This is a genomic window from Serratia sp. CY38905 (genome assembly GCF_052168875.1).
In the GTDB taxonomy this organism is placed as follows: domain Bacteria; phylum Pseudomonadota; class Gammaproteobacteria; order Enterobacterales; family Enterobacteriaceae; genus Serratia; species Serratia sarumanii.
In genome coordinates this window covers 141,276-166,845 of the sequence record NZ_JBJNLV010000005.1, presented here as the reverse complement: position 1 = coordinate 166,845, position 25,570 = coordinate 141,276, and the positions used below count along the sequence as shown (strand labels likewise).

The 25,570-nt window shown below is 60.5% G+C and carries 28 protein-coding genes; 18 read left to right on the top strand and 10 right to left on the bottom strand.

Going from position 1 to position 25,570, the window contains the following annotated elements; genetic code table 11:
• Positions 1–4 precede the first annotated feature (4 nt).
• Complete coding sequence (locus tag ACJ8MK_RS13745) at positions 5–1,390, top strand: CoA transferase (protein ID WP_130042934.1); 1,386 nt, start codon at positions 5–7, stop codon at positions 1,388–1,390.
• Here the strand turns inward: ACJ8MK_RS13745 and ACJ8MK_RS13740 are convergent.
• Positions 1,387–2,262, bottom strand: a complete 876-nt coding sequence (locus ACJ8MK_RS13740; protein ID WP_101427092.1) for a LysR substrate-binding domain-containing protein — start codon at positions 2,260–2,262, stop codon at positions 1,387–1,389. The genes ACJ8MK_RS13745 and ACJ8MK_RS13740 overlap by 4 nt on opposite strands.
• Positions 2,263–2,363: 101 nt before the next feature.
• Here ACJ8MK_RS13740 and ACJ8MK_RS13735 point away from each other — a divergent pair, with 101 nt between their 5' ends.
• Positions 2,364–3,779, top strand: coding sequence for a pyridoxal phosphate-dependent decarboxylase family protein (locus ACJ8MK_RS13735; RefSeq protein ID WP_103798399.1), 1,416 nt, complete (start codon positions 2,364–2,366; stop codon positions 3,777–3,779).
• Between the two features lie 13 nt (positions 3,780–3,792).
• Here ACJ8MK_RS13735 and ACJ8MK_RS13730 read toward each other — a convergent pair whose 3' ends face one another.
• A complete protein-coding gene (locus ACJ8MK_RS13730; protein ID WP_080289899.1) occupies positions 3,793–4,434 on the bottom strand; it encodes a GNAT family N-acetyltransferase in 642 nt (213 codons plus the stop codon).
• Between the two features lie 796 nt (positions 4,435–5,230).
• Between ACJ8MK_RS13730 and rcsA the strand changes: the two genes are divergently transcribed.
• On the top strand, positions 5,231–5,860 hold the full coding sequence (rcsA, locus tag ACJ8MK_RS13725) for a transcriptional regulator RcsA (RefSeq protein WP_033635078.1): 630 nt from the start codon (positions 5,231–5,233) through the stop codon (positions 5,858–5,860).
• Between the two features lie 218 nt (positions 5,861–6,078).
• Here the strand turns inward: rcsA and dsrB are convergent, their stop codons facing one another.
• Together dsrB and cspE are read right to left on the bottom strand one after the other, a co-directional pair.
• Positions 6,079–6,279 carry a protein DsrB gene (gene dsrB / locus ACJ8MK_RS13720; protein ID WP_033635079.1) on the bottom strand — a complete coding sequence of 67 codons (201 nt, stop codon included), beginning with the start codon at positions 6,277–6,279 and terminating at the stop codon, positions 6,079–6,081.
• Positions 6,280–6,596: 317 nt separating this feature from the next.
• Positions 6,597–6,809, bottom strand: coding sequence for a transcription antiterminator/RNA stability regulator CspE (gene cspE, locus ACJ8MK_RS13715; RefSeq protein ID WP_004935122.1), 213 nt, complete (start codon positions 6,807–6,809; stop codon positions 6,597–6,599).
• Positions 6,810–7,185: 376 nt separating this feature from the next.
• Between cspE and ACJ8MK_RS13710 the strand changes: the two genes are divergently transcribed.
• The 3 genes from ACJ8MK_RS13710 (at position 7,186) to ACJ8MK_RS13700 (ending at position 9,440) form a co-directional block, all read left to right on the top strand.
• On the top strand, positions 7,186–7,560 hold the full coding sequence (locus ACJ8MK_RS13710) for a hypothetical protein (RefSeq protein WP_039565400.1): 375 nt from the start codon (positions 7,186–7,188) through the stop codon (positions 7,558–7,560).
• 509 nt (positions 7,561–8,069) lie between these two features.
• Positions 8,070–8,279, top strand: coding sequence for a hypothetical protein (locus tag ACJ8MK_RS13705; RefSeq protein ID WP_033647847.1), 210 nt, complete (start codon positions 8,070–8,072; stop codon positions 8,277–8,279).
• A gap of 153 nt (positions 8,280–8,432) precedes the next feature.
• The gene (locus tag ACJ8MK_RS13700; RefSeq protein ID WP_033647848.1) at positions 8,433–9,440 is read left to right on the top strand and encodes an NAD(P)H-quinone oxidoreductase; all 1,008 of its coding nucleotides are present in this window, start codon (positions 8,433–8,435) and stop codon (positions 9,438–9,440) included.
• A gap of 44 nt (positions 9,441–9,484) precedes the next feature.
• Here the strand turns inward: ACJ8MK_RS13700 and ACJ8MK_RS13695 are convergent, their stop codons facing one another.
• On the bottom strand, positions 9,485–10,537 hold the full coding sequence (locus tag ACJ8MK_RS13695; RefSeq protein ID WP_033653584.1) for an SDR family oxidoreductase: 1,053 nt from the start codon (positions 10,535–10,537) through the stop codon (positions 9,485–9,487).
• 110 nt (positions 10,538–10,647) lie between these two features.
• Here ACJ8MK_RS13695 and ACJ8MK_RS13690 point away from each other — a divergent pair, with 110 nt between their 5' ends.
• Positions 10,648–11,580, top strand: coding sequence for a LysR family transcriptional regulator (locus ACJ8MK_RS13690; protein WP_060451662.1), 933 nt, complete (start codon positions 10,648–10,650; stop codon positions 11,578–11,580).
• Between the two features lie 3 nt (positions 11,581–11,583).
• Here ACJ8MK_RS13690 and ACJ8MK_RS13685 read toward each other — a convergent pair whose 3' ends face one another.
• From ACJ8MK_RS13685 to ACJ8MK_RS13675, 3 genes are all read right to left on the bottom strand, one after another.
• Positions 11,584–11,973: a YidB family protein gene (locus ACJ8MK_RS13685; RefSeq protein WP_033635085.1), complete on the bottom strand. Its 390-nt coding sequence runs from the start codon at positions 11,971–11,973 to the stop codon at positions 11,584–11,586.
• 95 nt (positions 11,974–12,068) lie between these two features.
• The gene (locus tag ACJ8MK_RS13680; RefSeq protein ID WP_033635086.1) at positions 12,069–12,317 is read right to left on the bottom strand and encodes a GlsB/YeaQ/YmgE family stress response membrane protein; all 249 of its coding nucleotides are present in this window, start codon (positions 12,315–12,317) and stop codon (positions 12,069–12,071) included.
• A 14-nt stretch (positions 12,318–12,331) separates the two neighbouring features.
• Entirely contained in the window at positions 12,332–12,529 is a 198-nt protein-coding gene (locus ACJ8MK_RS13675) for a DUF883 family protein (protein ID WP_033635087.1), read from the bottom strand.
• Between the two features lie 628 nt (positions 12,530–13,157).
• Between ACJ8MK_RS13675 and ACJ8MK_RS13670 the strand changes: the two genes are divergently transcribed.
• Entirely contained in the window at positions 13,158–14,078 is a 921-nt protein-coding gene (locus ACJ8MK_RS13670; protein WP_033635088.1) for a Kdo(2)-lipid IV(A) acyltransferase, read from the top strand.
• A 178-nt stretch (positions 14,079–14,256) separates the two neighbouring features.
• Positions 14,257–14,676, top strand: a complete 420-nt coding sequence (gene yjdN / locus ACJ8MK_RS13665) for a VOC family metalloprotein YjdN (RefSeq protein WP_033635089.1) — start codon at positions 14,257–14,259, stop codon at positions 14,674–14,676.
• A gap of 15 nt (positions 14,677–14,691) precedes the next feature.
• Here the strand turns inward: yjdN and ACJ8MK_RS13660 are convergent, their stop codons facing one another.
• Positions 14,692–14,886 carry a hypothetical protein gene (locus ACJ8MK_RS13660; RefSeq protein ID WP_033635090.1) on the bottom strand — a complete coding sequence of 65 codons (195 nt, stop codon included), beginning with the start codon at positions 14,884–14,886 and terminating at the stop codon, positions 14,692–14,694.
• A gap of 160 nt (positions 14,887–15,046) precedes the next feature.
• Here ACJ8MK_RS13660 and ACJ8MK_RS13655 point away from each other — a divergent pair, with 160 nt between their 5' ends.
• Both ACJ8MK_RS13655 and ACJ8MK_RS13650 read left to right on the top strand, forming a co-directional pair.
• Entirely contained in the window at positions 15,047–16,600 is a 1,554-nt protein-coding gene (locus tag ACJ8MK_RS13655; protein ID WP_049197260.1) for a sensor domain-containing diguanylate cyclase, read from the top strand.
• A gap of 478 nt (positions 16,601–17,078) precedes the next feature.
• Positions 17,079–17,972 carry a Kdo hydroxylase family protein gene (locus ACJ8MK_RS13650; RefSeq protein ID WP_442517825.1) on the top strand — a complete coding sequence of 298 codons (894 nt, stop codon included), beginning with the start codon at positions 17,079–17,081 and terminating at the stop codon, positions 17,970–17,972.
• Positions 17,973–18,013: 41 nt separating this feature from the next.
• Here the strand turns inward: ACJ8MK_RS13650 and paaZ are convergent, their stop codons facing one another.
• On the bottom strand, positions 18,014–20,080 hold the full coding sequence (gene paaZ / locus ACJ8MK_RS13645; RefSeq protein WP_442517824.1) for a phenylacetic acid degradation bifunctional protein PaaZ: 2,067 nt from the start codon (positions 20,078–20,080) through the stop codon (positions 18,014–18,016).
• A gap of 317 nt (positions 20,081–20,397) precedes the next feature.
• Between paaZ and paaA the strand changes: the two genes are divergently transcribed.
• The 7 genes from paaA to paaG are packed head-to-tail and all read left to right on the top strand — an operon-like array spanning position 20,398 to position 25,568.
• On the top strand, positions 20,398–21,336 hold the full coding sequence (gene paaA, locus ACJ8MK_RS13640; RefSeq protein WP_442517823.1) for a 1,2-phenylacetyl-CoA epoxidase subunit PaaA: 939 nt from the start codon (positions 20,398–20,400) through the stop codon (positions 21,334–21,336).
• Positions 21,337–21,357: 21 nt separating this feature from the next.
• A complete protein-coding gene (gene paaB, locus ACJ8MK_RS13635; RefSeq protein WP_004935173.1) occupies positions 21,358–21,645 on the top strand; it encodes a 1,2-phenylacetyl-CoA epoxidase subunit PaaB in 288 nt (95 codons plus the stop codon).
• A gap of 8 nt (positions 21,646–21,653) precedes the next feature.
• The gene (paaC, locus tag ACJ8MK_RS13630) at positions 21,654–22,412 is read left to right on the top strand and encodes a 1,2-phenylacetyl-CoA epoxidase subunit PaaC (RefSeq protein ID WP_442517822.1); all 759 of its coding nucleotides are present in this window, start codon (positions 21,654–21,656) and stop codon (positions 22,410–22,412) included.
• 9 nt (positions 22,413–22,421) lie between these two features.
• Positions 22,422–22,919, top strand: a complete 498-nt coding sequence (gene paaD, locus ACJ8MK_RS13625) for a 1,2-phenylacetyl-CoA epoxidase subunit PaaD (RefSeq protein WP_033653577.1) — start codon at positions 22,422–22,424, stop codon at positions 22,917–22,919.
• Between the two features lie 13 nt (positions 22,920–22,932).
• A complete protein-coding gene (paaE, locus tag ACJ8MK_RS13620; RefSeq protein ID WP_442517821.1) occupies positions 22,933–23,991 on the top strand; it encodes a 1,2-phenylacetyl-CoA epoxidase subunit PaaE in 1,059 nt (352 codons plus the stop codon).
• Positions 23,992–23,999: 8 nt separating this feature from the next.
• On the top strand, positions 24,000–24,773 hold the full coding sequence (paaF, locus tag ACJ8MK_RS13615) for a 2,3-dehydroadipyl-CoA hydratase PaaF (RefSeq protein ID WP_047571496.1): 774 nt from the start codon (positions 24,000–24,002) through the stop codon (positions 24,771–24,773).
• A gap of 3 nt (positions 24,774–24,776) precedes the next feature.
• Positions 24,777–25,568 carry a 2-(1,2-epoxy-1,2-dihydrophenyl)acetyl-CoA isomerase PaaG gene (gene paaG / locus ACJ8MK_RS13610; RefSeq protein WP_103772246.1) on the top strand — a complete coding sequence of 264 codons (792 nt, stop codon included), beginning with the start codon at positions 24,777–24,779 and terminating at the stop codon, positions 25,566–25,568.
• The last annotated feature ends 2 nt before the right edge of the window (positions 25,569–25,570 follow it).

Sequence of the window (25,570 nt, the reverse complement as noted above, 5' to 3'; positions counted from 1 at the left end):
GCTGATGACGCCTCTGATCCACACTCTGCTCGACGAGATTTGGCAAAGCCTGGGGCAACGCCCCGCGCCCTGCGACCGGTTAACCGTAAGCGGTACCGGCGCATTGCCTTCGGCTTTTCCCGTGACCGAATTGGCTACCGCCGCCTGGAGCGCCGCCGGTTTGGCCTGCGCCGAGTTGCTTCGCCGCGAGGCAGCCGATGCGCCGCAGGTCTGGATCGATCAACGCCTGGCCTCGCTCTGGTTCGGCTGGACGCTGCGCCCGCTGGGTTGGACGCTGCCTGCCGCCTGGGACGCCCTGGCCGGCGACTACGCGACGGCGGACGGCTGGATACGCCTGCACACCAATGCACCGCACCATCGGCGGGCGGTGGAACAGGTGCTGGGCGCGGCATCGGACAAAGGCGCGCTGGCGGAACGCGTGCTGGGCTGGAAAAAAAACGAGCTGGAGGAAGCGGTGATCGAGGCCGGCGGCTGCGCGGCCCAAATGCGCTCGGCGGCCGCGTGGCGACAACATATTCAGGGCAAGAGCGTGGCGCTCGAACCGCTGATCCACGCCTCGCTGCAGCCGGAAGCACCGCCGCCGGGCTGGACGTTGCCCGTCGCCCGGCCGCTGCACGGCGTGCGGGTGCTGGATCTGACGCGCATTCTCGCCGGGCCGATCGCCACCCGTTTTCTCGCCGGTTTGGGCGCCGACGTGCTGCGCATCGATCCCTACGGTTGGGATGAGCCCGGCGTCGAGCACGAGGTAATGCTGGGCAAACGCAGCGCGCGCCTCAACCTGACCAATGCGCACGATCGCCACACGTTTGAACATCTGCTGAGGAACGCCGACGTGATCGTGCACGGCTACCGTGCCGGTGCGCTGGAGAAGTTGGGCTATGGCGCGGAGGAAAGGCGCGCGCTGGCGCCGGGTCTGATAGACGTCTGCCTGAATGCCTACGGCTGGAGCGGACCGTGGCGCACCCGGCGCGGTTTCGACAGTCTGGTGCAAATGAGCTGCGGGCTGGCGGAGGCGGGCATGGTTTGGCGCAGCGCCAGTTTGCCGGTGCCGCTGCCGGTACAGGCGCTGGACCACGCCACCGGCTATTTGATGGCGGCGGCGGTGCTGACCGGTATGGCGCAGCGCCTGAGCCGTGGCACCGGCTACCACGCGCGGCTGTCGCTGGCGCGCACTGCGCAACTGCTGCTGGCGCATCCCTGTTCGGCAGATTATCGGCCGGAGCCGCTGGCGCCGGCCGGAACCGCCGACGAGAACCCGGAAACGGAACTGACTTACTGGGGCGCCGCGCAACGCCTGCGCGCCCCGTTAAGCCTGCAGGGCACGGCGCTGCAATGGGCGTTGCCGGCGACCACGCTCGGCACCTCACAGCCGGAGTGGCTGCGCCGTTAAACCGCCGCCAACTGTTGCTGCAGCCATTGCAGCAAGCGTGTGACCGCCGGCGTCAGCCCGGCGGTCTGCGGCCACACCAGATAAACGTCGTCCTCGCTCAGGCGACAGGGCGCAGCCAGCGCCACCAGCCGCCCCGCGTCGATCGCATCCTGCACCAGCAGCTTTTTCGCCAGCGCGATGCCGAACCCCTGCTCCGCGGCGCGAATCAACAACCCGGCATCGTTGAACACCGCCTGTTGCCGCCCGCACCGCGAGCGCCCTTGCGCATTGAACCAGTCGCGCCACGGGCTGACGTCGTGCTCCAGCAAGGGAACGTCGCCGCCGTTCTCGAATGCCGTTCCCCACTGCCGCGTCATATCCGGCGAGGCGACCGGCAGCACGTCGCCCGACGCGATGCGCTGCGCCTGCAGCCCCGCCCACTGGCCGCTGCCGATGCGGATCGCCGCATCGAACCCGCGCTGCGACAGATCCTGCAACGCCAGCGAGGCATCGATATCCAGCGCAATATCGGCGCAGGCTGCATGAAATGCCGGCAAACGCGGCAACAGCCAGTAATGGGCAAAAGACGGCAGCACGCTGATGCGCAGCGTCTGGCTCGCCGCCGAGCGCCGGGCGCGGGCGACGCCCTGCTGCAGCGCCTGCAGCGCCGGCTCTACCGCCGCCAGCAACTCTTTCCCGGCGGCATTCAGGCGCACACCGCGCCCGCGCCGTTCAAACAGCGGGTAGCCCACCGCCTGCTCCAGCAGCTGAATTTGCTGACTGACCGCGCCATGCGTCAAATGCACCTGCTGCGCCGTGGCGCGCAAATTCTCCAACCTGGCGGCGATAGCAAAGGTCGGCAAGACATGCAGCGGGAGACGTTCATTCATCATTGGTTAACCAGGCTAGCCAAAAAGGCTATTTTTCATCGATTTTGGCCCGCAGGCAAATGTTCTATGTTTACCCCATCATCCCTGACGCTTTCGGAGCCGCCATGCACCCACGTTTACAACAGGATCTTGCACAGTTTCCGCAGATCCTCGACCACACCCGCCAGTTGGCGGAAGATTTTCTGGCCGGGCTGCAGCAGCGCTCGGTCTGCCCACCGCTCGCGCAACAGCAGCTGCAACCCGGTGACGATCGGCTGGCGGAAAACGGCGAAGGCGCCCTGGCGGCGCTGGATGACTTTTGGCAACGTTATCAGGCGGGCATTTCCGCCAGCGCCGGCCCGCGTTATTTTGGCTTCGTCACCGGCGGGGGCACGCCGGCAGCGGTCGCGGCAGACTGGCTGGTTAGCGTGACAGACCAAAATAGCCAACTTAGCCATGATACGATCGCCGCGGCGATCGAGCTGGCCGCGGTGACGCAGTTGAAATCCCTGCTGGGCCTGCCGGAAGCGTTCAGCGGCAGCCTGGTCAGCGGCGCCACCATGGCCAATTTCGCCGGGCTGGCCATTGGCCGGCAGTGGCTGGGGCAACAGCACGGCGTGGATATCGCCCAACAGGGCCTGGCGGCGCTCGGCCCCGTCCGGGTGCTGGCAGCCAACCCGCATTCCAGCAGCGTGAAGGCGCTCAGCATGCTCGGCATCGGCCGCGACGCGCTGACGACCGTCGCCAGCCTGCCGGACTCAGAAGCCATGGATATGGCGGCGCTGGAGCGACAGCTCGCCGCCGGCGCAGGCCAGCCAACGCTGGTGCTGGCCAGCGCCGGCACGGTCAACACCGTCGCTTTCGACGATCTGCCGCGTCTGCTGGCGCTGCGGGAGCGCTACCCGTTCTGGCTGCATGTCGATGCGGCATTCGGCGGCGTAGCGGCCTGCTCGCCGCTATACGCCCCAAGGCTCGAGGGCTGGCAGCATGCCGATTCCATCACCGTCGATGCGCACAAATGGCTGAACGTGCCTTATGACAGCGCGATCCAATTTACCCGCCACCTGGATCTGCAGATGCAGGTATTTCAGAACCATTCGGCTTACCTGGAAGCGCCGACGCCGCGGCCGGACAACTATCTGCACCTGACGCCGGAAAATTCGCGCCGCTTTCGCGCCCTGCCGCTTTGGCTGACGCTGAAAGCCTATGGCCGCAGCGGCATACGGGATATCGTCGAGCGCAACGTCCGATTGGCGCAGGCGCTGGGCGCGGCGTTAGCGGCCGACGACGGCTTCCATCTGCTGGCGCCGGTGAATTTGAACGTGGTGTGCTTCGCGCTCAGTCACCCGCAGGGCGACAGCGAAGCGGCGCGCGATCGCTTTCTCGATCGCCTTAACCGGCACGGCGTGGTGCGTTGCACCCCGACGAGCTATCACCATCAGCCGGGGATCCGCGCCGCGCTGGTCAACTGGATGACGGAGGAACAGGACATCAGGCTGGCGCTGGACTCGCTGCGCCATTGCCTGGCGGAAACGGCCTAATGCACGCGGCGCATTACTCGCGTCGGAAGGCCTGCAATTGCCGTGCTTGCCGCCCGTCATCGCCGATGTTATCCGGCGATAGCCAGGCGGCAAACGCCGCCCGCCGCGCCGGCCATTCTCCGTCGACGATAGACAGCCAGTCGGTGTCTCGCGTGCGTCCTTTGACGACGACGGCCTGGCGGAACGTGCCTTCATAGCGGAACCCCAGGCGCTCGGCGGCCTGGCGTGAAGGCAGATTGAGGCTATCGCATTTCCATTCGCAACGCCGGTAACCAAGATCGTCGAACAGGTGCCGCAGCATCAGGAAGATCGCCTCGCTGCCCAGCGCACTGCGCTTCATCAGCGGCGACCAGTTGATGGTGCCCAGTTCGGCCACGCCGTTGGCGGGATCGATGCGCAAAAAAGCGCAGGTTCCTACCGCGCGCCCGTTCGCCCGATCGATCACCACCATCGTGTTTCTGTCTGCGCTGGACGCCTGCGCCTGGAGATAACGCTGGAAGTCTGCGCGCGACTGCGGGCGTTCCCAAAACAGATAGGTCCAGTCGCGATCGTCCTCGGCGGTTTGATAAGCCTGATAAAGCGCCTCCCCCCATCGCTCGAGGTTAAGCGGTTCCAGGCGGCAAAACCGCCCTTGCAGTGGCGTGTGGCCGGGCATGCCTGCCGGCTGCCAATGAGGGAGGGCTTCACCTATCGGCTGCCCATACTGATTCCGTCTCACCGCGGCATCCTGTTTTTTGAAAGGTGGAGAGGCAAGTTAAAACCAACGCGGGCCAGAGACAACTCCGACCTGCCATTCCTCCCCGGGGATCGGGCAGCAGGATGATAGTTTAGAAAAATCACTCAATCACCGTTAAACATTCACGAAAACTATTTCATGTGAAATAAATATCCAGATAACTCATTGTAAAACGGTGATTTATAGCAACAATTAAGCTACACATTCCAGCCAGAATGTTAACTTCTGTTTGTTGTTATGATAAAAAAAGGCGTGTTTATCATTTGCGCGAAAAGCAAAAAACACCGCAAGATAATGATTTTTATATGTAAAAATCCAAAGCACTCAGTGCGAGTGTTTTTTCACCGCTCAAGAAACACGCTAAAAGACCTCAAAAAAACGACACATGAATTTTTTTTAAGACTTTTCCTAGCAAACTAAAATTTTGTTTCGTGACATGATGAACAGATTCACGGCAAGCAATGCAGACAGGCTCGGGCGCCAAGCGCAAATCAGGCTCAACATGCCGAAGCTGGACGAACAGCAGATCGCCCTGACTTAAGCCAAACTTATAGATTCATGCAATTAATAAGTTTAGTATGAAAATATCATTGAGTGACGTCGTGTTTATTGATAGAACACTCGCTACACTGAATTATTGCTCCATTTTGCCTTTCGGCTTTTTAGGCTTTTTCTCATATTACCGCAGTAAAACGGATTTAAGTGGGGGTGCGATATGCCAACGATCATCATGGATTCATGTAGCTATACCAGATTGGGATTAACCGACTATCTGACTTCGCATGGCGTGAAGAAACGCCATATTAATGCCATCGAGGACATTGACAGCCTGCACGAAAAATGCAGCAAGTTGAATCCCAGCCTGGTGTTTATTAACGAGGACTGCTTCATCCACGAAGCGAACGCCACCGAGCGAATAAAACGGGTGATTTCACTGCACCCGGATACGTTATTCTTCATCTTCATGGCCATTACCAACGTACATTTCGACGATTATTTATATGTTCGCAAGAACGTCATCATATCGTCAAAATCCATCAAACCAGAGACTATGAATCAGCTACTTAGTCACTATCTCGAGAGAACGTCCCTACGGGCGGAGAAATCCTCTCTGGATCAAACGCCGGTAACGCTGAGCCAGACCGAATCGAACATGTTACGCATGTGGATGTCCGGTCAAGGCACCATCCAGATATCAGACCAGATGCAAATAAAGGCCAAAACGGTCTCTTCCCACAAAGGAAACATCAAGCGGAAAATAAAGACGCACAACAAGCAGATCATTTACCACGTTGTTCGTCTGACCGATACCTTGACCAGTGGAATATTTGTCAATAGCCGTTAAACCACAGAGAAGGCCCCCACTCTGTTTTGCCAGCCGTTAAATACCTGGTGATAATGTCATCTGGATATCAGATGCTGGCGCCCTTAAAAGAATACCTGCTGCGTTATCCCCCGCTAGCGCAACGGGTATTTTTTTGTCATCGATAAAAAGAATCTTACCGCTATGAAATAATCTCAAAACGGACAATTTCATTAGCAAATTAATGAGATTAGCCGAAGTTACTGCCCATGCTCGCGACAGGGCTCCACAAACGTGCCGTCACGGCTGTCGATTTCATTAAAAAACCATACGCCCGCCGGGTAGTCGTCAAGAGAAACCAGATACATAGTGCCTTCGTTGAACACCTCTACGGCCAAAATGATGCCTTCACGCCGCGGGCCGCCGTCTGTTTTTACCGTCACTCGATCGTTAACCTGCATACCATTCCCCATTATTTGCGATTGCCGTCAGTGTATTACAAAACCGAGGGCGATGGACATCACCCTAGCCCTGCCGGCCTCTGCTATCAGCGTAGCAGCCGCCTGGATTTTCACTTTCTTAACGGTTTGGCCGCAGAATCTTAAGCCGGTCTCGCGTAGCCTGTCTTCAGGCGTTTCCCCCCAGAGAAGCGCTCGCAAATGAAGAAGTAACAAGGAACTTTTGCCCGCAGACTTGCGGGCTTTTTTTCGCACCGCCGAATTTCAGACACAAAAAAACCCGCCGCAGCGGGTTTTTTTCAATCAGCGCCAGGCGCCAATTAGATAGCGGTAACGTTAGCCGCAGATGGACCTTTCGCACCGTTCTCGATAGAGAACTGTACGTTCTGGCCTTCAGCCAGGGTCTTGAAGCCTTGATCCTGGATAGCAGAGAAGTGTACGAATACGTCTTTGCTGCCGTCTGCTGGGGTGATGAAACCAAAACCTTTAGCTTCGTTGAACCACTTCACTTGACCTTTGATCATGTTAGACATGTCTAATTCCTTCAATAATAAATGTAAGCCGCCATGGGCGAGGTAGCCGGTCATCAGTTACTTATGGAGGCACTGGAAAGGAAATTCGTCAGAGAAGGGCTATCCGGGATAACGCTTTAAATTTGAACTACTTTACTCAAAATGTCGTGCATAAATAGGTCTGTACCACAGGCCGACATCATTAACTCACGAGCGCGCGGCAATAGCAACCTTTTTCGCCGCGATGGGGCGCTAATCTCGGCTAAACGCACAGGATTTGACCCCGTCTGCCGATGGAATCGCCGCCTGGCTCGCCCGTAACGCCCAAGGCAAATGATAGTAATTCTCGTTCTGCTGTTTTATAGTTGCCTGACGAAATCATTCAGGGAGAGTCACCATGCCGAGATGGCTTACATTGCCGGCCGCCAGTGCCATTCTGCTGGCCTTTGCCGCTTGCAGCGCCCCGTTGGGCGCGCTGGAGCTGAATTATCATCCGCCTGAACCCAGCATCACCCCCGCCCCCAAAACTGCGCCGGAGCCGGGGCCGGCCCCCAAAGCGGAAAAACCGCCGATTGCCTGGGCAGAGGCGAGAGATAAAAGCGGTTTTCGCGTCGATATCGAGTGCGATCATCCAGGCTGCAGCAAACCACGCGCCAAACCTTATCCCGCGTATGAAGGCCCGGTGAAGAAAACCGATCGCCGCCGCCAGTCCGATCCTTATTCCACCAATCAGGATCCCGATTACAACATTCAGTTGGGCTATGAGTGGTAGCGGCGCTTTCGGAGTAATACCTATATCAGCCGCCTTTGCCGCTGCATAGAATAGCGTCAGTTCACCACTCCTCCTGGTGTTGAACACAACAAGCTGTGTTGCAAATCTTTATGCGCCTCCCTATAGGCGCTTTTTTTTGCCTCGCCCTCACAGCGTCTTCCCGATTACAGATTGCTCTCATTGCCCCGCAGAGTGATCAATGTCACAAATACGCCTCCTTGCCATTCTTATTCGGAGGTAACGTTCATGGCCACAGGATCCCTTGCCCTCCTGGCCGTCTTGGCCGGCATTGCGGGCTTCGCCCTCTATAAACATTTAAAATCTCAGAAAAAAAGCACACTCATCCGCCCGTACGATCGGTAACCGACAACGCGCTTTCACCGCGAAGGCCCGGCACAACGCACGCCGCGCCTTCGCGGGCTGTCATGCTTTCATCACAAAATTGTCACACTATGGCCATATGATAATTCGCGTTTATCCGCTCTGGCTTAACACCAAGGATTTCGCCCATGACCATAATTAAAGCTGCAAACCATCAGGAAGCAGAAAAACTCATCCGCGCCGGCACCGCCAAGAAAATCGAACTGGCCTACGATATCGGCAGCGACGACTTCTTCCAGCTTGCCAGCCTGTGGTGCGATAAAGGCGCCAAGATCTCCAAAGGAAAAGACCACTTCATCGTCTCGTTGAAAGGGTTCCGCATCCCCCCTAACGATTGATGCCCTGCCGCCCATCGCGGCGGCTTCGCCCCTTCCTCGCAAAACCGCTCTATTCGACCACGCGCGCCTCATTCGATTTCGCTAAGCTAACAGCAGACTTTATTGCGGACGTTTCGCCCGATAGCCACGTCCGCCACGATGAGGAGAGTGACCATGTCAACAAATGCAGCGCTGCCCGGCACGATGAAAGCGATTGAAATCAGCCAGCCGGGCGCCCCCGAGGTTCTGGTCGTCGCTGAACGCCCGGTGCCGGTTCCGCAAGCGGGCCAACTTCTGGTGAAAATCGCCGCCGCCGGCGTTAACCGCCCCGACGTGCTGCAGCGCCAGGGGAACTATGCGCCGCCGCCCGGCGCCTCGGATATCCCCGGCCTGGAAATTGCTGGCGAAGTGGTGGCCACCGGGGAAGGCGTGACCCGCTTCGCGCCCGGCGATCGGGTTTGCGCCCTCATCGCCGGCGGCGGCTATGCCGAATACTGCACCGTGCATGAAAGCAATGCGCTGCCCGTTCCGGCGGGCCTGAGCCTGACCGAGGCCGCCGCGCTGCCGGAAACCTTCTTTACCGTCTGGGTCAACGTGTTCCAGCGCGGCCACCTCAAGGCCGGCGAGACCGTGTTGATCCATGGCGGCACCTCCGGCATCGGCACGGTCGCCACCATGCTGGCGAAGGCCTTCTGCGCTCAGGTGATCACCACCGTCGGTTCCGAAGAGAAACGACAGGCCAGCCTGGCGCTGGGCGCCGACGTGGCGATTAATTACCGCAGCGAAGACTTTGTCGCACGCACCAAAGACGCCACCAACGGTAAAGGCGCCGACGTTATCGTCGACCTGATCGCCGGCGATTATGTAGCCAAAAACTATCAGGCCGCGGCGATGGAAGGCCGCATCGTGCAAATCGGCACGCAAAACGGCGTGGTGAAAGAGCTCAATCTGATGCCGCTGCTGTTGAAACGCCTGACCCATACCGGTTCGACGCTGCGTTCGCGCAGCGTGGCGGACAAAGCGCAGATCGCCGCCGAGCTGCGCGAGAAGGTTTGGCCGCTGCTGGAGCGCGGCGTGCTGAAGCCGCAAATTTTTAAAACCTTCCCGCTTGAGCAGGCCGCCGCCGCGCATGCGCTGATGGAGTCCAGCGAGCACATCGGCAAGATCATGCTGACGTTCTGACCTCATTCCCCGCGGCCGGTGCTGCGGGGAAACCGATGCCACGCTCAGGGGATGATGCCGCGACGGCGGAACTCATCGAACAGCGAGAAAAACATGGCTTCGGTTTCGACAAACTGATGGAAACCGAAGCGCCGCGCCTTGCTGCCGTCCGCGAACATGTCATAGTCCCAGGAAAAGACGAAATCGGCGAAGCGCCAGCCGGCCACCGCGCGATAGTCCGGTTCGGCCAATTGGTGCCGCTGCACCAGCTCGCGCCACAGCGGCGCTTTGTCCGCCATCATGCTTTCCAGCGGCATCGGCAGCGGCGGCGCACATTCCAGCCCAAAGTAAGCGGCGATTTTCGGCCACATCTCGCTCCAGCGAAACAGATCGCCGTTGTTGATATTAAACGCCTGATTGGCCGCCGCCGGCTCGGTCGCCGCCCACAGCGTGGCGCGCGCCAACAGCCCGGCATCGGTCATTTCCAGCAGGCTGTGGTAAGCGCCCGGTTTACCGGGGAAGCGCAGCGGCAACCCGAGCGCTTTGCTGATCGACGCGTAAACCGCGATGCTTAACGCCAGATTCATCGGATTGCCTAGGGAGAAGCCCCCCACCACGCTCGGGCGAATGGCGCTCCAGCGCCAGCGCTTGCCGGCCTGCCGCTGCGCCAGATACTGTTGCTGCGCCACGTTAAACTCCGGCGGCATATGCCCGGCGTCGCTTTCGCGCGCCGGCGTTTTAAACGGCCCCAAATGCGCGCCATACACCTTATAGCCCTGCATCAGACTGATGTGCTCCAACGCCGGTGCGGCCGGCTCCAGCCCCTCGACAACGTGTTGCAACATCTGCAGGTTCGGCGCCACCAGCCCCGCCCAGTCCGGCGCATCCTGATAGGCGGCATAGAAAACGTGGCTAATCGCGCTCAGCGGCCGCAGCGCGTCGCGCGTCGCCGCCGCATCCAGCAGATCAACCTGCAGGTGGCGCACCCCCGGCGCCGGTTGCCCACCCCGACGTGAAACGCCCACCACTTGCCAGCCCTGGCCGGTCAGCTCCTCAATCAATCGGCGCCCAATCACGCCATTGGCGCCGATCACCAATGCCTGTCGCTTTGCATTCATCTTGCCACTCCTCGGGTTGTTGATGCCCTGAGTGTTATTGATTAGCGATGCTTGCGGTAGCGCCGAATTAGCACTAACACTTATAAGAAAAATCTATAGGCAAGATCGACATGGATAAACTGAACGCAATGAAAACCTTTATGCGGGTGGCGGAACTGGGCAGCCTGTCGGCCGCCGCTCGCGATCTGCGTTTGACGCAGCCGGCGGTCAGTCAGCAAATCGCCGGCCTGGAGCAGCAACTGGGGGCCCAACTGCTGTTTCGCAGCACCCGGGCGGTCACCCTGACCGATGCCGGCAGCGGTTATTATCAGCGCCTCAAACCGATTCTGGCGGCGGTCGACGAAGCGGAAGAGGCGTTGCACGGCCAGCGCCACCAGTTGCAGGGCAATCTGCGCATTCACGCCCCGACCGGGTTCGGGCAGTTGCACGTCACACCGCTGGCCATCGCTTTCCAGCAGCGCCATCCGGACCTCGCCATCGAGCTGCTGCTGGACGATCGCCTCGCCGACGTGATCGGCGAAGGCATCGATGTGGCGCTACGTTTCGGTGAACTGCATGCGCCCGGCATGGTGGCGAAACGTTTGGGCGAGCTGCAACGCCTGCTGGTGGCGTCACCGGCCTATCTGGCCAGGCATGGCACGCCGCGTTCCCCGGCGGAGTTGGCGAAACATACGCACATTCGTTACAGCGGCCTGAACGACGGCGATACGCTCACCCTGTTCGGCCCGCACGGCCCCGAGACGGTTGCTCTGCGGCCCACGTTCCGCGCCAACAATACGCTATCCCTGCTGGCCGCCATTGAGGCTGGGGCCGGCATCGGCGGCGCTCAACGGCCTTTAATCGCCGAACAGCTGGCGACGGGGGCGCTGGTGCCCGTTTTGCCGGAATACCGCTATCCGCCCATGGCGCTGCACGCGGTCTATCCCGCCTTGCGTTTTATTCCGGAGAAAGTGCGCGCCTGGGTGGCGCATCTGCAGCAGGCGTTGACGAAGATCGAGGGGATCAGCGGAGTGAATGCCCCCGGCCAGACGCCGGGAGCCTAATCATTATTTGAACAGTTTACCGACCATGTCGCCCAGCTCGTTGCTGTCTTGCTGCACTTCACCGTTTGGCGAGGCGGCATCGGTGACCGTTGGCAAGAACTGTGCAATGGTGCTGGACGCCTGAGCCGGATCGATACCCAGCTTTTCAGCCAGTTGGTTGATGGCGTCGCTACCCAACGCCTGCTGTACGTGATCGCCGGTAATCGGCTGATTTTCGCCATTGCCGAGCCAGGAACCGACGATATCGCCGAACTGCCCCTGACGGAATTTGTCCAAAATGGCCTGCAGGCCGCCTTGTTGCTCGACCCACTGCATAATGGCGATGTAGTCGATGCCTTTGCCGTTGGCGCCGCCGCCCAGAATGTTACCCAATACGCTATCGAACAGACCCATGATATTCCCCTTTCAGCGAGTGCGGACTGCGCCGCGCCGCCGGATTGATTTCACGAAAAAGGGCCGCCGCGGCGACCCTGTTGAGCAATGGCTGCTTAGCCTTTGATCTTCCTGTAGACAAAAAGCACCACCAGGGCGCCGATTACTGCCACCACAAAGCTGCCCAGGTTAAAACCGTCAACGCGGCCCATACCGAAGAAGGTGCTGATATAGCCGCCGACTACGGCGCCCACGACCCCCAATATAACGGTCACAATAAAGCCGCCGCCGTCTTTGCCCGGCATAATCCACTTGGCCAGGATACCGGCGATTAAACCAAAAATGATCCAGGAAATGATGCCCATCTTTACTCTCCCTATTACCTTTTGCCTAACAGAAATCCTATTACCAGGCCCACGACGGCGCCGGCGCCTATCCCCGCCCAAGGGTTATCCTTGATGCAGGCACATGATTGCTCGAGCGCTGCCTTTACGCCGCTGCGCACTTCGCAGGCGGTGGTTTTCACGTAGTCGCTCGGTTGCTCAACACCGTTTAGATCGTCATTTTCATATGACATGTCAAATCCTTACAGACCAACCCTCTGAGAATCTCGTCACATGTTTCGCGCCAGGCGCCGTCCGCTCCACGATCTTGCTCTGGGCAACCTGCCCGCTGCCGCTCAATGCAGAGGCGTACGGCGACAAACGCATAACTTCACACTATGACTATAGTAAAAAATCAGCGGTTTACCCATTTCCGTCCGTCTGAATTTCACCGTACAAAAAACGATCTAATTTCATCCTGCTGTCATCTCGCGAGGCTAAACTTTAAACAAATCCTCCTGGAGGAAACGCCGATGTTCAATGCCCCTTTTGTCCTGATTCTCGCGCTACTGTACGCACTGGCCGCCGTTTGGGACGGTTCCGCCGCGTTATTGTTTCATTAAGGTTACATAGCAGTTGTCACTTTTGCGATGCGCTTAATTGTGTCTTTATTTTTCAATTTCGCCAGTCGTTTGAAATAGCGGAAAATATCCGCCATTCCCTCGGTAAAAATCCTATCTCTCCCCGTTTTTCGCCTGCGCTTAGCTAAAGCGTAAAAAAAGCATTAATGGAAAATCCTATTTAGCTCAGAATGTTCTACCATTCGCCCTATGAAAATTTGGGTTAAGGTCCCATTGGAAAAAACAAGGAATCACAGGAAAAATGCTTTCTAACCAACGCTTTGAGCGCGAATTCTTGCGCCCTCGTTATTGGTTGCTGTGGATAGGGCTGGGAATACTCTATCTCTTGGTATTACTGCCCTACCCGCTCATTTATCGACTCGGACACGGCCTTGGCAGAATAGCCATGCGCCTGATGAAACGCCGGGTAAAAATAGCGCGCCGCAATTTAGAGCTCTGCTTCCCCGCGATGCCCGCCGCCGAGCGCGAGGCGCTGATCGTCAAAAATTTTGAGTCCGTCGGTATGGGCCTGTTCGAAGTCGGCATGGCCTGGTTCTGGCCCGACTGGCGCATCGCCCGCTGGTTCAAGGTGAGCGGCATGGAAAACATGCGGCTGGCGCGTCAGGGCGGCAAAGGCGTTCTGCTGATCGGTCTGCATTTTCTGACGCTGGAACTGGGCGCGCGCATTTTCGGCATGCAAAACCCCGGCATCGGCGTGCATCGCCCGCACAACAACAGGCTGATGGAGTGGGTACAAACACGCGGCCGGCTGCGCTCGAATAAATTCATGCTCGATCGTAAAGATATCAAAGGCATGATCCGCAACCTGAAACAGGGCGAAATCCTGTGGTACGCGCCGGATCACGATTACGGCCCGCAAAGCAGCGTGTTCGCGCCGCTCTTCGCCGTGGAAAACGCCGCCACGACCACCGGAACCTTTATCCTGGCGCGCATGGGGCGGCCGTCGATCGTGCCTTTCGTGCCGCGCCGCCTGCCAGATGCTCAGGGCTATGAGCTGATCGTGCAGCCGCCGTTGACGGACTTCCCGCTGGATGATGAAACGCGCGCGGCGGCCAAGATGAACCGCGTGGTGGAAGAACAGGTGCTGCTGGCCCCCGATCAGTACATGTGGCTGCACCGCCGCTTTAAAACCCGCCCAGCCGGCGAGCCGTCGCTGTATTGACCGCCCTTGCGCCTTCGCCCGTCATGCCGGCGGCGAAGGCGCATTCACCTCGCACAAGCATTCTGCGCCAGGGGAACTACACTAATAAGTCACCGACGGCAATTATTGCCGCCAGCAACCATTTCTTCCTGCCCGAGGGCCGGTCGTTGCCTGTCGAGCCACAACCGAGGTCAATGTCATGCTGGTACAACCCTATCTGTTTTTCAGCGGTAACTGTGAGCAAGCGATTAACTTCTACGAACAGCAGTTGAATGCCAAAATTGAAATGGTCATGCGCTATAAAGACATGCCCGAAGAAGCCCGGCAAGACGGGCCGCAGGACGTCAATCCGGAGGCGATCATGCATGCGCGCCTGCTGATCGGCGACGGCGTACTAATGGCCTCCGACGGCTGCCCGCAAGATGACGGCGGCGGCGCTTCTCATAAAGGCTTCTCGCTGTCGCTGAACCCCAGCGATGCGGAACAAGGACGCAAACTGTTCGACAATCTGGCGCAGGGCGGCCAGGTGACGATGCCTTACCAAGCCACCTTTTGGGCCAAAGGCTTTGGCATGCTGACCGACAAATTCGGCGTCAACTGGATGATCAACGTCGAATAACCCGTCATGGCGCCGCTAGCCATAGCGGTGCCAGTCATACGCCGCCTTGGCGAACAGCACGAACAGCAGCGCCAACAGCGCCAATCCCAACCGCCAATAGGGCGACCGGCGCCGCCGCCAGGCGAAGTACATCATCACCGCCAGCGTCCCCAGCGTAAGGGGGTAATACACCGCCAGCGTCAGTAAAGTGATAATGATATAATCCGACATGGCTCTTTCACTCCGCAGTGTTCACCCCGCCGCTGATACGGGGTGCAAACGCCCTTTCTCGCTATCGCCACGTTAGGGGCTAGAGGTCTGGCGCATTTATGCATAAAATATAAGATTGCTCTTAACTCAAATTGAATAGTAATCAAACAACAAGGGTGACATGACTCAGCAGCAACCCATACAGGATGCCGTGCCGGCGCGCAGCGCTAAAAGCTCCCCATTATTATTTCAGGCCGGCGTGTTTGTCATCATCGTTGCCGCCACGCTGATCCTCTTTAACAGCTGGCAAATCTGGAACGCGCATCAGCGCGATCTGCGCAGCGCCGAGCATGAGTCCGCCAACCTCGCCCGCTCGCTGGCACAGCATGCCGACGATACTTTCATGCAGGTGGACGGCAACCTGCTCGATCTGACCGAACGTCTCCAAACCGACGGGTTGGGCCCATCGCAGCTGACGCGGCTGCAGCGCGTCATGCAGACGCAGGTCGGCAACCTGCCGCAGCTGCACGGGCTGTTTCTCTACGATGCGCGCGGCCGCTGGCTGGCGACCTCCTCGGGCAAATTCATCAAGAACGCCAACAACGCCGATCGCGATTACTTCAAATACCATCAAAACCGCGACGGCGGCGGCCTGTACATCGGCAAGGTGATCCGCAGCCGCACCACCGGCGATCTGATCATTCCCGTTTCGCGGCGTTTCAACAACCCAGACGGCAGCTTTGGCGGCGTGGTGCTGGCGACGCTGTACGTCGATTATTTCCGCCAGTTTTACGACAGCTTCGCCCTCAACACCGACGCCTCACTGAACCTGCTGCTGGCGGACGGCACCATCCTTTACCGCCGCCCTTACTCGGCGGCGTCGATCGGTAAAAATATCGCCAAGGGCGTGTTGTTCAGCGAAATTTTACCGCATTCGGAGTTCGGCAACGCCACCATCACCTCGCTGTACGACAAAGTGGAGCGCATCTACGGCTATTCGCGGGTCAACCGCTTTCCGCTGGTGATCGCCGCCGGGTTGTCGAAACGCGACGCGCTGGCGGACTGGCGCACCGACGCCGGTCTGTTCGCCGCGGGCGGCCTCTCGCTGCTGATGATCCTGTTGGCGATGGGCATGGTGCTACTGCGGCAAATCAAGCACAGCATGCAAACCGAAGCCGAGCTGATGCGCACACGCGATCAGTTGACCAGCATCAACCAGATGCTCGAAGAGCTGGCGCTGCTGGACGGCCTGACCGGGCTGGCCAACCGCCGCCAGTTTGATATCGCGCTGAAGAACGAGCTGGCGCGGGCTTCGCGCAACTACCGCAGCGTGGCGCTGCTGATGCTGGATATCGACTATTTCAAACAGTACAACGACAGCTACGGCCACGTCGCCGGTGACCAGTGCCTGCAGCAGATCGGCCAAACGCTCAAAGGGTTGGCCTGCCGCAGCAACGACGTCCTGGCGCGCTACGGCGGCGAAGAGATGGGGATTATCCTGCCGGATACCGACGTGCAAGGCGCACTGATTTTCGCCGAGCGCGTTATCAACGCGGTGCGCGATCTGAAAATTCCGCATCAGGGCAACCCGCACGGCATCGTTACCATCAGCATTGGCATCTGCGCCAAAGTGCCGCATATGTATAACGATACGCCGATCAGCTTTATCAATGAGGCGGACAGTGCGTTGTATCAGGCCAAGAAAAAAGGCAAAAACTGCATTTACGGCGCTTAACCAATAATCGGGCCACCAAAATTTGGCGGCCCGATTTATTCGCCGGAAAAATGAAGTAGTTCCCTCGCGAAACATTATTTCACCGGTTTACCCCGCACTCTGAATAAAATAACGGCAATAATAAGCAGTATATTTATTTTCATTACAATTCAATAAGATAAAATTCGCCATTCAGCAGGCAATTTGTGCCTTTTTTGATTATTCGTGCCTATACCTCGCCTCGTTTATACCCCGTTTACTTTTCATTGGCATTGCCGGTGATACCCTTATCAGGATTATTCTATCTATCAGGAAGCCATCGCACGCTTCGGCGCATTGCGCCCTGCTGATACAGCCATAATAGAACCTACAAATTTCACGTTGCCATTGGGCGGCCTGCTGACGCCGCTCCAGCCAGCCACTGCGCAAGCCAGTGCAGCCAATCACGCGGCAACCTGAAAAGCAGGAATAAAGCGATATAGATTTGCAAGGAGATCTCATGCCTACTGGCGATATTATGCACGAACAGGCCGTCCTGACGCTGTCGTTGCGACAATGGGCGGCAGCGGAAGCATCCAGCGCGGTCAGCGAACTGGAACAGGGCAAGGTGCTGTTTCTGCCCGAACTGGCCTTCACCCTGTCTGAACAGGAAATGCCGCTGCTGGATCCGACATTGGTCGACCCGAAGCGCAAAAACATCAGCTACCAGCCGCTGTTCGGCAAGCTGAGCGGCGTCGCCGCCGCGGAACGCCGGCAGCAGGTTCAGCAATTGCTGGAACGCTATTACCAATCCAGCCGCCAGCTGATCGCCGGGCTGTTGCCCGAATATCAGGAGGCGCTGCACCACCCGACCGGCAGCCTGCGTTTACATCCGGTTTCCGCCTGGCGGGCGGCCAGTTCCTGGCGCAAAGACGACAGCCGGCTGCACGTTGACGCCTTCCCGTCACGCCCGAACTACGGCGAACGCATTCTGCGCATTTTCACCAACATCAACCCGCACGGCGAGCATCGCCAATGGCGGGTCGGCGAGCCGTTCCCTGAGCTGGCGGCACGCTTTATGCCGCGTCTCGCTCGCTACTCCGCCTTCGGCAGTTGGCTGCAGCACCAGGTGCGCATCACCAAAACCCGCCGCAGCCATTATGACCACCTGATGCTGCAGTTGCATGACGCCATGAAGGCCGACGGCGATTATCAGCAACGGGGGCCGCAGCTGGCGCTGACGTTCCCGCCGGGCAGCAGCTGGATTTGCTTCTCTGATCAAACGCCGCATGCCGCGATGGGCGGCCAGTTTATGCTGGAACAGACCTTCCTGCTGCCGGTGAATAAGATGCAGGATCCGCAGCGTTCACCGCTGAAAGTGCTTGAACAGCTGCGCGGTCAGCCGCTGATCTGAATGATTTGCCGCCGCCGGGGGCCGGCGGCGGCAAACGCGCATCACGCTTCGAAGTCCCCCTGTTGGCGCGCCACCAGCGTCAGAATGCTGTACAGCGCCACCGGCTGCTGTTGCTGATTCAACACCTGCACATCCCACACCACCACGCCGTGCGGGCGATCTTCGGCGGTTTTCTGCGGCTTGCGGATTTTCTTTTTGCAGGTCAACCGCACCTGAATGGTATCGCCGATCTTCACCGGCTCGATAAAGCGCAAATTTTCCATGCCGTAGTTGGCGATCACCGGCCCGACGGCGGCGTCGACAAACAGCCCGGCCGCGGCGGACACCACAAAGTAACCGTGCGCCACCCGCTCGCCGAACAGCGAGTCGGCGGCGCCGATCTTGTCCATGTGCGCGTAGAAATGGTCGCCGCTCAGGCAGGCGAAGTTGACGATATCCGCTTCGGTCACGGTGCGGCGCGCGGTCAACAGGCTGTCGCCCAGCTGCAGCTGCTCGAAGTATTTCCGGAACGGATGCACCGGATGCTCGGCGACCGGCGCGCCGCGCACCCATTCGCCGCCGATGGCCGCCAGCATCGCCGGGCTGCCCTGGATCGCCGTGCGCTGCATATAGTGTTTCACCGCGCGCAGCCCGCCCAGCTCTTCACCGCCGCCGGCGCGCCCCGGGCCGCCGTGTACCAGCATCGGCAGCGGCGAACCGTGGCCGGTGGACTCCGCCGCCGCCCGCTCATCCAAAATCAACATGCGGCCGTGGGCGCAGGCCGCCGCGCGAATGAAGCGCGTGGCCAATGCCGGATCGGCGGTCACCAGCGAGCCCGCCAGGCTGCCCTGCCCCAGCAACGCCAACGCGATCGCCTGTTCGGTATCCGCATACGGCATCAGCGTCGCCACCGGGCCGAAGGCCTCGGTGCCGTGAACCGCCTGATGGGTGAACGGATCGGCGCAATATAACAGGGTCGGCGGATAAAACGCCCCGCCGCGCGCGCCGTCGCCCAGCACCTCCAGCTTATCCAGCGCCGCGCCACAGAGCGGTTCGCAGCCGTTGCGCAGCAGGAACTCCACCTTGCTTTGCACATCATCACGCTGCTCGTGGCTAACCAACGCCCCCATGCGCACCTGCTCCAGCTGCGGGTCGCCCACCGTCACCCCCGCCAGGCGCTGCAGCAAGGCCTGACGCACCGCCACCACCTGCGCCGCCGGCACGATGATGCGGCGGATCGCGGTGCATTTCTGCCCCGCCTTGGCGGTCATTTCACGGCACACTTCTTTGATGAACAGCGCAAACTCGGGCATTTCCGGCGTCACGTCTTCTGCCAGCACGCAGCAGTTGAGCGAATCCGCCTCCATGGTGAACGCGATCGATTTCTCCAGCAGGCGCGGGTGTGCCCGCAGCCGCTGCCCGGTCTGCGCCGAACCGGTGAAAGTCACCGCATCCTGGTAATCCAGGTGCGCAAACATGTCGCCGACGCCGCCGCAAACCAGCTGCAGCGCCCCTTCCGGCACCAGGCCGCTGTCGACGATCAGCCTGACCATCGCCTGCGTCAGCTGCGCGGTGGCGGTGGCCGGCTTGATGATGGCCGGCATGCCCGCCAGCCAGGTCGGCGCCAGTTTCTCCAGCATGCCCCAGCACGGGAAGTTGAAGGCGTTGATGTGCAGTGCCACGCCGGGGCGCGAAGTGAGCACGTGGCGGGCGGCGAACTGCGCCTGTTTCGACAATGGGATCAGCTCGTCTTCCGGCCACAGGGTATCGTCCGGCAGATCGCGGCCGGCCATGCCGGCATAGGCGAACAGCGTGGCGATGCCGCCCTCGATATCGACCCAGCCGTCGCTGCGCGTCGCCCCGGTTTGATAGGAAATCTGATACAGCGCCTCTTTATGCGCCAGCAGGTGTTTGGCTACCGCTTTCAGCATCTGGGCGCGCTGCTGGAACGTCATGTGCGCCAGCGCCGGGCCGCCGCGGCTGCGGGCATAGTCCAGGCTCGCCGCCAACGGCAGGCCGTCGGTGCAGACCTGGTACAGCGCTTCGCCGGTCACCGCGTGGCGGATTTCGCGCGCCTCTCCCTGCCCGTACACCCAGGCGCCAGAAAGATAACTGTGTAACTGCTGCATGTGCCCTCCGAAATTCATAAATTTTCACCATACAGCTTAATTACGTATCATATAAATGCCAGTCGAGGCCAAATCAAATTTTAACAAAAAGAGAACAAAAGGCGTTTTCAGACCGCTTAACCTGCCATAAACAAGGAATTAATCACTTTATTTATCAAATAAAATCAAATAAATAACAAAACCAATTGTGAGTAACCTCGCAAAACCACATTAATTACGTTTGATCTTTTTGTTATCAGTTTGTAGCCTTATGGTTAGTTAAAGTGATTCACATTTTTATGTTTAATGTGAAAAATACGAATCACCAAGAGGCAAGCATGACAACTGACGCACAGTATCAGCAGCATTTCGACAACAAGATCGCGGCGGATATCGCCATTGAGGCCAAAGACTGGATGCCGGACGCCTACCGTCAGAACCTGATTCGGCAGATTGGCCAACACGCCCACTCGGAAGTCATCGGCATGCTGCCGGAAGCCAACTGGCTGACGCGCGCCCCCACGCTGCGCCGCAAAGCGGTGCTGCTGGCCAAAGTGCAAGATGAGGCCGGCCACGGTCTGTACCTCTACAGCGCCGCCGAAACCCTCGGCTGTTCGCGCCAGGACATCTACCAAAAGATGCTCGACGGCAAGATGAAGTACTCCTCTATCTTCAACTACCCCACGCTCAACTGGGCGGATATCGGCGTGATCGGCTGGCTGGTCGACGGCGCCGCCATCGTCAACCAGGTGGCGCTGTGCCGCGCGTCCTACGGCCCCTATGCGCGGGCGATGGTGAAGATCTGCAAAGAGGAAAGCTTCCATCAGCGCCAGGGCTACGAGGCGGTAATGGCGATGGCCAACGGCAGCGACACGCAGCGCGCCATGCTGCAGGACGCCATCGATCGCTTCTGGTGGCCGGTGCTGATGATGTTCGGCCCGAGCGACGCCGACTCCCCCCACAGCGCCCAGAGCATGGCGTGGAAGATCAAACGCCACAGCAACGATGAGCTGCGGCAGAAGTTCGTCGACAACACCGTGCCGCAGCTTGAGGCGCTCGGCATGACGGCGCCGGATCCGGAGCTGAGCTGGGACGCCGCCGCCGGCCACTATCGCTTCGGCGAAATCGACTGGAGCGAGCTGCATGAGGTGATCAAAGGGCGCGGCCAATGCAACCACGAACGCCTGCAGGCCAAACGCCGCGCCTGGGAAGACGGCGCCTGGGTGCGCGACGGCGCCATGGCCCACGCCGCGAAAAACGCCGCCTCCGCCGCATAGCCAACATAAGGAACCGAGATCATGAGCCACGTTGAATGGCCGCTGTATGAAGTGTTTATTCGCAGCAAACAAGGGCTGGCGCATCGCCACGTCGGCAGCCTGCACGCCGCCGACGACCAAATGGCGCTGGAAAACGCCCGCGACGCCTACACGCGCCGCAACGAAGGCTGCTCGATCTGGGTGGTGCAGTCGCGCCATCTGATCGCCTCGCAGCCGGAAGATCGCGGCGCGTTCTTCGATCCGTCCGAAGACAAGATCTACCGTCATCCGACGTTTTACACCATTCCCGACGGCATCAAGAACATGTAGAGGCGACCATGACGGTTAACGATCCGCGCATCAGCTATTTACTCCGCCAGGGCGACACGCCACTGATCCTCGCCCAGCGCCTGTGCGCCTGGTGCGGCCACGCGCCCGAGCTGGAAATCGATCTGGCGCTGGCCAACATCGGGCTCGATCTGCTCGGCCAGGCGCGCAACTTCCTGGGCTACGCCGCCGAACTGGCCGGCCCGCCCTGCAGCGAAGACAGCCTGGCCTTCGGGCGCGACGAGCGCCAGTTTCATAACCTGCTGTTGGCGGAGCAGCCGAACGGCGGTTTCAACGACACGCTGGTGCGTCAGTTCCTGCTCGATGCCTACCACGTACAGCTGCACCAGGCGCTGAGCCGCAGCCGCGACGCGCAGATCGCCGCCATCGCCGCCAAGTCGCTGAAGGAGTCCGATTACCACCTGCGCTTCAGCCACGGCTGGATGATCCGCCTTGGCGACGGCAACGACGTCAGCCACCGCAAGATCCAGCAATCACTGGATAACCTGTGGCGCTTCACCGCCGAGCTGTTCCACGCCGACGCGCTGGAGCTGGAACTGGCGGAACAAGGCATCGCCGTCGATCCCCGCGAACTGCAGGCCCCCTGGCAAGCGCAGGTGGAAGAGACGCTGCGCCAGGCGACGCTGGCGCTGCCTGCCGAGCAGGCGTTCCGGCACGGCGGCAAGCAAGGCCGGCACAGCGAACACCTCGGCCCGCTGCTGGCGGAGATGCAGTTCCTGCAGCGCGCCTATCCAAACGGGCAATGGTAGGAGGCCGCGATGAACGTCACCCGTTTGCAACCCGCCGAAATTCCGCAGATTTGGCACTGCCTGCAGCAGATCAGCGATCCCGAGCTGCCGGTGCTGTCGATCACCGATTTGGGCATGGTGCGCGACGTGGCGCGCGACGGCGCGGGCTGGCGCGTGACCTTCACTCCAACCTATTCCGGCTGCCCGGCCACCGAATTTCTGCTCAACGCCATCGAGCAGCGGCTGGCGGCCGCCGGCTTCAGCCCGGTGCAGGTGGACATTCGCCTCAGCCCGGCCTGGACCACCGACTGGATGAACGCCGACGCCCGCGAACGGCTGCGGCAATACGGCGTAGCGCCACCGCAGGGGCACACCTGCGATCGGCCACACGCCCACGGCCCGGTAGCCTGCCCGCGCTGCGGCAGCACCCACAGCGAGAAGATCAGCGAGTTCGGCTCCACCGCCTGTAAAGCGCTGTACCGCTGCTGCGACTGCCGGGAACCGTTCGATTATTTCAAATGCATATAGGAGCGCTGACACCATGACGGTCTTTCATCGCCTGAACGTCGCCGCCATCGAGCGCGAAACGCCGGACGCCGTAGCCATCACCCTGCGGGTGCCCGAAGAGCTGCAAAACCAATACCGCTATACCCCCGGCCAGCACCTGACGCTCAAGGCGTTGGTCAACGGCGAAGAGCTGCGGCGTTGCTATTCCATCTGCAGTTCACCGCAGGAAGGCCTGCTGCAGATCGGCGTGAAGGCGATTGACCAGGGGCGCTTCTCCGGCTTCGTCAACCGCATGCTGAAGGTCGGCGACGCACTGGAGGTGATGGTGCCGCAGGGGCGCTTCGGCTACCAGCCGCAGGCAGAGCGCCACGGCAACTACCTGGCGATCGCCGCCGGCTCCGGCATCACGCCGATGCTGTCGATCATCAAGGCGACGCTGCAGCTCGAACCGGGCAGCAGCTTCACCCTGATCTACGGCAACCGCAACAGCCGTTCGATGATGTTCAAAGAGGCGCTGTCGGACCTGAAAAACCGCTACCCGCAGCGTTTTCAGCCGCTGTACCTGTTCAGCCAGGAAAGTCTCGACAGCCCGCTGCTCAGCGGCCGTATCGACCGCGAACGCCTGACGGCGATCGGCGACGCGCTGCTGGATTTCCGCGACTATGACCACGCCTTTATCTGCGGGCCGGAATTGATGATGGACGACGCGCAAACCGTGCTGGAACAGGCCGGCGTACCGGCCAATCACATCCACAGCGAACGCTTCAACACCAGCGGTTTGGCCGCCCGCCCGCGCCACAGCGGCGATCGCAACGCCACCCGGGTGGCGATCCTGCTCGACGGCCGCCGGTTGGATATCGAGATCGGCGAACAGGACGACAGCATTCTCGACGCCGCGCTGCGCCAGGGCGCCGACCTGCCCTACGCCTGCAAAGGCGGCGTCTGCGCCACCTGCAAATGCCGTCTGAAGGCCGGCCAGGTGGAGATGGGCGTCAACTATAGCCTGGAGCCGGATCAGCTGGCTGCGGGCTACGTATTGAGCTGCCAGTCGTGGCCGAAAGGCGACGGCGTGGTATTGGACTTCGACGTCTAGGAGCCGCGATGGACACCCCCTTTATTTTGCATCAGCAGCAGCACCGCGTGGTCACGCTGACGCTGCATCGCCCGGAGGCGCGCAACGCCCTGAGTACGCCGTGCCTGGAACAGCTGGTTGCCCGCCTGGAGCAGGCCGACGCCGACAGCGGCGTGGGCGCCGTGGTGATCGCCGGTGCGGCGCGCTTCTTCGCCGCCGGCGCCGATCTGCGCGAACTGCAACAGCAGGATCTGCCGGCCGCGCTGGCGGATCGCCGTCCGCAGCTGTGGCAGCGTCTGGCGCAGTTCAGCAAGCCGCTGCTGGCGGCGGTGAACGGTTATGCCCTGGGCGCCGGCTGTGAGCTGGCGCTGGCCTGCGACATCGTCATCGGCGGCGAAAGCGCCCGCTTCGGCCTGCCGGAGATCACCCTCGGCCTGATGCCGGGCGCCGGGGGCACCCAGCGCCTGATCCGCTGCGTCGGCAAGTCGCGCGCCAGCCAGATGGTGCTGACCGGCGAGCCCATCGACGCCCGCACCGCGCTGCAGGCCGGCCTGATCGGCGAAGTGTGCGTCGATGCCCTGACGCTGGAACGCACGCAGCAGATTGCCGATCGCATCAGCCGTCAGGCGCCGCTGGCGCTGCGCGCCGCCAAACAGGCGCTGAAACAGGCCGAGGAAACCGGCCTCAGCCAGGGGCTGGCGATGGAGCGTCAGCAGTTCGTCACCCTGGCCGCCACCGACGATCGCCGCGAAGGCATCGCCGCCTTTTTCGAAAAACGTACGCCAAACTATCAGGGGCGCTGATTTATGGATAACGCATTGATTCTCAGCCATCTCGACGCCGGCGTGTTGACGCTGACCCTCAACCGGCCGGATCGGCTCAACAGCTTTAACGACGAGATGCATCGCCAGCTGAGCGAAGCGCTGACGCAAGCCGAGCGCGACGACAGCGTGCGCTGCCTGCTGATCGCCGGCGCCGGGCGCGGTTTCTGCGCCGGGCAGGATCTCAACGATCGCAACGTCAGCGCCGATCAACAGGCGCCGGATCTCGGCCTGTCGGTCGAACGTTTCTACAACCCCCTGATCCGTCGCCTGACCGCCCTGCCGAAGCCGGTGGTGTGCGCGGTCAATGGCGTGGCGGCCGGCGCCGGCGCCGCGCTGGCCCTGGCGTGCGATATCGTCATCGCCGCCGACAATGCCAGCTTCATTCAGTCGTTCTGCCGTCTGGGGCTGGTGCCTGACTCCGGCGGCAGCTGGTTCCTGCCGCGGCTGGCCGGCCACGCCCGCGCGATGGGCATGGCCATGCTGGGTGACAAAATCAGCGCCCAACAGGCGCTGGCGTGGGGCATGATCTGGCAGGTGGTGCCGGCGGATGAATTGGCCGACCGCACGCAAACGCTGGCGCGCCATCTGGCTACCCAGCCGACCTACGGCCTGGGGCTGATCAAGAAAGCCCTCTACAGCGCGGCCACCAACAGCCTCGATCAGCAGCTCGATCTGGAGCGCGATCTGCAACGCCTGGGCGGCCGCAGCGACGACTATCGCGAAGGCGTCAGCGCGTTCTTTGCCAAACGCACGCCCAACTTCAGCGGGAAATAGCC

Bases quoted from the DNA above. Each gene is read 5' to 3' on its own strand.
- ACJ8MK_RS13745 (WP_130042934.1), top strand. From the start codon at position 5: ATGACGCCTCTGATCCACACTCTGCTCGACGAGATTTGGCAAAGCCTG.
- ACJ8MK_RS13660 (WP_033635090.1), bottom strand. From the start codon at position 14,886: ATGTCGGATTATATCATTATCACTTTACTGACGCTGGCGGTGTATTAC.
- ACJ8MK_RS13685 (WP_033635085.1), bottom strand. From the start codon at position 11,973: ATGGGTCTGTTCGATAGCGTATTGGGTAACATTCTGGGCGGCGGCGCC.
- paaD (WP_033653577.1), top strand. From the start codon at position 22,422: ATGAACGTCACCCGTTTGCAACCCGCCGAAATTCCGCAGATTTGGCAC.
- paaB (WP_004935173.1), top strand. From the start codon at position 21,358: ATGAGCCACGTTGAATGGCCGCTGTATGAAGTGTTTATTCGCAGCAAA.
- ACJ8MK_RS13735 (WP_103798399.1), top strand. From the start codon at position 2,364: ATGCACCCACGTTTACAACAGGATCTTGCACAGTTTCCGCAGATCCTC.
- paaE (WP_442517821.1), top strand. From the start codon at position 22,933: ATGACGGTCTTTCATCGCCTGAACGTCGCCGCCATCGAGCGCGAAACG.
- ACJ8MK_RS13700 (WP_033647848.1), top strand. From the start codon at position 8,433: ATGTCAACAAATGCAGCGCTGCCCGGCACGATGAAAGCGATTGAAATC.
- paaG (WP_103772246.1), top strand. From the start codon at position 24,777: ATGGATAACGCATTGATTCTCAGCCATCTCGACGCCGGCGTGTTGACG.
- ACJ8MK_RS13695 (WP_033653584.1), bottom strand. From the start codon at position 10,537: ATGAATGCAAAGCGACAGGCATTGGTGATCGGCGCCAATGGCGTGATT.
- paaF (WP_047571496.1), top strand. From the start codon at position 24,000: ATGGACACCCCCTTTATTTTGCATCAGCAGCAGCACCGCGTGGTCACG.
- ACJ8MK_RS13670 (WP_033635088.1), top strand. From the start codon at position 13,158: ATGCTTTCTAACCAACGCTTTGAGCGCGAATTCTTGCGCCCTCGTTAT.
- yjdN (WP_033635089.1), top strand. From the start codon at position 14,257: ATGCTGGTACAACCCTATCTGTTTTTCAGCGGTAACTGTGAGCAAGCG.
- cspE (WP_004935122.1), bottom strand. From the start codon at position 6,809: ATGTCTAACATGATCAAAGGTCAAGTGAAGTGGTTCAACGAAGCTAAA.
- ACJ8MK_RS13740 (WP_101427092.1), bottom strand. From the start codon at position 2,262: ATGATGAATGAACGTCTCCCGCTGCATGTCTTGCCGACCTTTGCTATC.
- rcsA (WP_033635078.1), top strand. From the start codon at position 5,231: ATGCCAACGATCATCATGGATTCATGTAGCTATACCAGATTGGGATTA.
- paaA (WP_442517823.1), top strand. From the start codon at position 20,398: ATGACAACTGACGCACAGTATCAGCAGCATTTCGACAACAAGATCGCG.
- ACJ8MK_RS13730 (WP_080289899.1), bottom strand. From the start codon at position 4,434: ATGCCCGGCCACACGCCACTGCAAGGGCGGTTTTGCCGCCTGGAACCG.
- paaC (WP_442517822.1), top strand. From the start codon at position 21,654: ATGACGGTTAACGATCCGCGCATCAGCTATTTACTCCGCCAGGGCGAC.
- paaZ (WP_442517824.1), bottom strand. From the start codon at position 20,080: ATGCAGCAGTTACACAGTTATCTTTCTGGCGCCTGGGTGTACGGGCAG.
- ACJ8MK_RS13675 (WP_033635087.1), bottom strand. From the start codon at position 12,529: ATGTCATATGAAAATGACGATCTAAACGGTGTTGAGCAACCGAGCGAC.
- ACJ8MK_RS13710 (WP_039565400.1), top strand. From the start codon at position 7,186: ATGCCGAGATGGCTTACATTGCCGGCCGCCAGTGCCATTCTGCTGGCC.
- ACJ8MK_RS13705 (WP_033647847.1), top strand. From the start codon at position 8,070: ATGACCATAATTAAAGCTGCAAACCATCAGGAAGCAGAAAAACTCATC.
- ACJ8MK_RS13680 (WP_033635086.1), bottom strand. From the start codon at position 12,317: ATGGGCATCATTTCCTGGATCATTTTTGGTTTAATCGCCGGTATCCTG.
- ACJ8MK_RS13690 (WP_060451662.1), top strand. From the start codon at position 10,648: ATGGATAAACTGAACGCAATGAAAACCTTTATGCGGGTGGCGGAACTG.
- ACJ8MK_RS13655 (WP_049197260.1), top strand. From the start codon at position 15,047: ATGACTCAGCAGCAACCCATACAGGATGCCGTGCCGGCGCGCAGCGCT.
- dsrB (WP_033635079.1), bottom strand. From the start codon at position 6,279: ATGCAGGTTAACGATCGAGTGACGGTAAAAACAGACGGCGGCCCGCGG.
- ACJ8MK_RS13650 (WP_442517825.1), top strand. From the start codon at position 17,079: ATGCCTACTGGCGATATTATGCACGAACAGGCCGTCCTGACGCTGTCG.